The organism is Streptomyces phyllanthi, from assembly GCF_009377205.1.
Taxonomy (GTDB): Bacteria; Actinomycetota; Actinomycetes; order Streptomycetales; family Streptomycetaceae; genus Streptomyces; species Streptomyces phyllanthi.
The window spans coordinates 1-3,467 of sequence record NZ_VJZE01000684.1; the positions used below are offsets into that span (position 1 = coordinate 1).

Here is a 3,467-nt window from a genome sequence, read left to right on the forward strand (position 1 = left end):
GGCCCTGCCCGCGGCCCCGGCCTCCGCCTCGGTCTCCTCCGCCGCGTCCCGTGCCCCCTCCGCCGCGTCCCATGTCTCCCCGCCGGACGAGTCCCGTTCCGGCAGCACCCAGTCGATCCCCCTCGTCCCCCTCGACGGCACCCGCGCGTCCGGCTCCACCGCGGCCGAACAGGGCGTCCCCCGCCGGTACGTACGCTCCTTCTCGCTGGTCGGCGTCGTCTGGGACGATCCGGACGCCGAACTGCGCGGCCGGGTCCAGGTCCGTACCCGGGCGACCGGCACGACCCGCTGGTCCGGCTGGCAGGACATCGAGACGCACAACCACGAGCACGCCGCCGACCCGGGCACCGCCGAGCGCGCCTCCGGCCGCGTCCGAGGCTCGACGGCTCCACTCTGGGTGGGCGACTCCGACGGCGTCGAGGTACGGGTCCGCGCGGAGACCGAGCACCGTACGGGCACCCCCGGCTTCCAGGCCCTCCCCGAAGGCCTCCGCCTCGAACTCGTCGCACCGGGCGCCGAGCCAGGGCCGGCCGGGGCCTCCGCGGACTCCCCGCGCCTCGTCCCGCTGAGCGCCGAGTCGGCCGCCGCGTCCGCCGTGAACGCCGACCTCGCGCAGCTGGGCGCGCTGGAGATTCCCGCCCTGTCCAGGAAGGAGACCGAGGACCGCCTCACCGCGCCGAAGCCCGGAGCGAAGCCGTACATCGGCGCGCGTCCGCGTATCGTCACCCGCCGTGGCTGGGGCGCGAACGAGCGGCTGCGTGAGCGCGACTTCCTCTATATGAAACGGGTCAAGGCGGCCTTCGTGCACCACACGTCGTCGGGCAACAACTACGCCTGTTCGCAGGCGGCTTCCGTCGTTCGCGGCATCTACCGCTACCACGTCCTGAGCAGCGGCTGGCGCGACATCGGCTACAACTTCCTCGTCGACAAGTGCGGAAACATCTACGAGGGCCGCGCCGGTGGTGTCGCCAAGTCCGTCATGGGCGCCCACACCCGCGGGTTCAACACCGACAGCGTGGGCATCGCGGTCCTCGGCAGCTTCGGGAGCGCCGAGCCGTCCCGCAAGGCGGTCGCCGCCGTCGCCAGACTCACCGCCTGGAAACTCGGTATTTACCAGGTGGACCCGCGTGGGGCGACCTATCTGACGTCAGGTGGTGGCAATCTCTACCGAAAAGGTAGGAAGGTACGACTGAACGTCATCTCCGGTCACCGAGACGGCTTCTCCACCGAGTGCCCTGGACACAGCCTCTACCGCAAGCTCCCCGCCGTTCGCTCGGCGGCCGCGCGGTACCAGGGCCGGTAGGCCGGCACGGGAACCCGTACGGCCAACCGCCGTACAAGCACAGCCAACTTCGAACCACTTACAACCGAATTCGGACCGGGCCCACACCTCGGACCGGGCCCACACGTACAACTCCACACAGAGCCATCGAAGGACCCCCCGCACTGCCATCGAAGGCGCATCGAACGGTCTGCATACACTGGCCGGCCGAAAGACAGTTCGGCCGGTCCCGGCAGGAAGCAGAGACGACAGGTGACAGAAGCGATCCTCCTGGTCGGCGGCAAAGGCACGCGGCTGCGTCCGCTCACGGTGCACACCCCCAAGCCGATGGTTCCGGCGGCGGGTGTCCCTTTCCTCACGCACCAGTTGGCACGGGCGAGGGCGGCGGGCGTCGACCACATCGTCCTGGCGACCTCGTACCTGGCCGAGGTCTTCGAGCCGCACTTCGGTGACGGTTCCTCACTCGGACTCCATCTGGAGTACGTCACCGAGGAGGAGCCCCTGGGCACCGGCGGCGCCATCCGCAACGTGGCCTCGCGCCTGCACTCGGGCCCCGACGACCCGGTCCTGGTCTTCAACGGCGACATCCTGACGGGCCTGAACATCAGGGCCCTGGTGGCCACCCACCGGTCGACGGGCGCGGACGTCTCCCTCCATCTGACGAAGGTCACGGACCCGCGCGCCTACGGTCTGGTCCCCACGGACGCGACCGGCCGTGTCACGGCCTTCCTGGAGAAGCCCCAGACCCCCGAGGAAATCGTCACGGACCAGATCAACGCGGGAGCGTACGTCTTCCGCCGCTCTGTCATCGACACCATCCCCACGGGCCGCCCGGTCTCGGTCGAACGCGAGACGTTCCCGGACCTGCTGGCAGCGGGCGCGCATCTGCAGGGCATGGTGGACTCGACGTACTGGCTCGACCTGGGCACCCCGGCGGCCTTCGTCCGCGGCTCCGCCGACCTGGTCCTGGGCCGCGCCCCGTCCCCCGCCGTCCCCGGCCAGTGCGGGGACCGGCTGATCCTCCCCACGGCCCATGTCTCCGGCGGCGCCAAGCTGACCGGCGGCACGGTGGTCGGCGAGGGCGCCTTCGTCGGCGAGGGCGCACGCGTCTTCGGCAGCACCGTCCTCGCGGGCGCCGTCGTGGAACCCGGCGCCGTCATCACCGATTCCCTGATCGGCGCCCGCGCCCGCATCGGAGAGCGCTCCGTCCTCACCGGCGCGGTCATCGGAGACGGCGCCGTCATCGGCGCGGACAACGAACTCCGCGACGGCGTACGCGTGTGGTGCGACGCGAGAATCCCAACGGCGGCGGTGCGTTTCTCGTCGGACCAGTAGCCGTACCGACCAGCCCGTCCACAGCAGCACCGACCAGCCCGTCCACCTACCCCGGACCCCGCCCACGCGGGGTCCGGGGGCAGCCCCGGTGAGGGGACGGGTAGGGCGGTCGGGGGCGACAGCCTCCACGGGCCCAACCCTCCCGCGCCTACAGCCGCCCGATGTCCCCCCGAGGCATCTTCGGAGTACGCCGAGGCGGCACCCGCCCGGACAACAGAATCAGCCGGGCCGCCCGATGCCGCTGCCCCGCATACGGCTCCAGCAGCGACAGCATCACCGCGTCATCCGCGTCCCGGTCCCCGGCCAGCGCATAACCCACGATCCCCGGCAGATGCAGATCCCCCACGGTCACCGCGTCCGCCGCCCCATGACTCCGCTGCACGGTCTCCGCGGACGTCCACGGCCCGATCCCCGGCACCAACTCCAGCCGGGCCCGCGCCTCCTCGGGCGGCATCCCCACCGCCTCCTCCAGCCGTGCGGCGACCCGTACCGCACGCAGAATCGTCGACGCCCGCTTGTTGTCGACCCCGGCCCGGTGCCACTCCCAGGACGGAATCAAGGCCCACGTCCGCGCCGCCGGTATCACGTACATCCGCCCCGGAGCGGGCCCCGGCGCCGGCTCCCCGTACTTCCGTACGAGCAACCGCCACGCCCGGTACGCCTCGTCCGTCGTGACCTTCTGCTCCAGGACCGACGGAATCAGCGACTCCATCACCAGCCCGGTCCGCGTCAGCCGCAACCCCGGCCGCCGGTGCCGCGTGAGGGCGACCAGCCGGTGCCGCGGCTCGAAGGCGTCCGGATCGTCGAACGCCCCGAGCAGCGCGGGAACCTGGTTCAGCAACCACTCGCT

3 protein-coding genes are annotated in these 3,467 nt (G+C 71.6%); 2 read left to right on the forward strand and 1 reads right to left on the reverse strand.

Annotated features, from left to right (window positions below; translation table 11 throughout):
* The coding region (locus FNH04_RS43365) for a peptidoglycan recognition protein family protein (protein ID WP_152791732.1) at window positions 1–1,303 on the forward strand (1,303 nt) is incomplete at its 5' end.
* 231 nt (window positions 1,304–1,534) lie between these two features.
* The gene (gene manB, locus FNH04_RS43370; protein ID WP_322725545.1) at window positions 1,535–2,617 is read left to right on the forward strand and encodes a mannose-1-phosphate guanylyltransferase; all 1,083 of its coding nucleotides are present in this window, start codon (window positions 1,535–1,537) and stop codon (window positions 2,615–2,617) included.
* Window positions 2,618–2,765: 148 nt separating this feature from the next.
* Here manB and FNH04_RS43375 read toward each other — a convergent pair.
* On the reverse strand, window positions 2,766–3,467 hold a 702-nt coding region (locus FNH04_RS43375), incomplete at its 5' end, for a DNA-3-methyladenine glycosylase family protein (protein WP_152791733.1).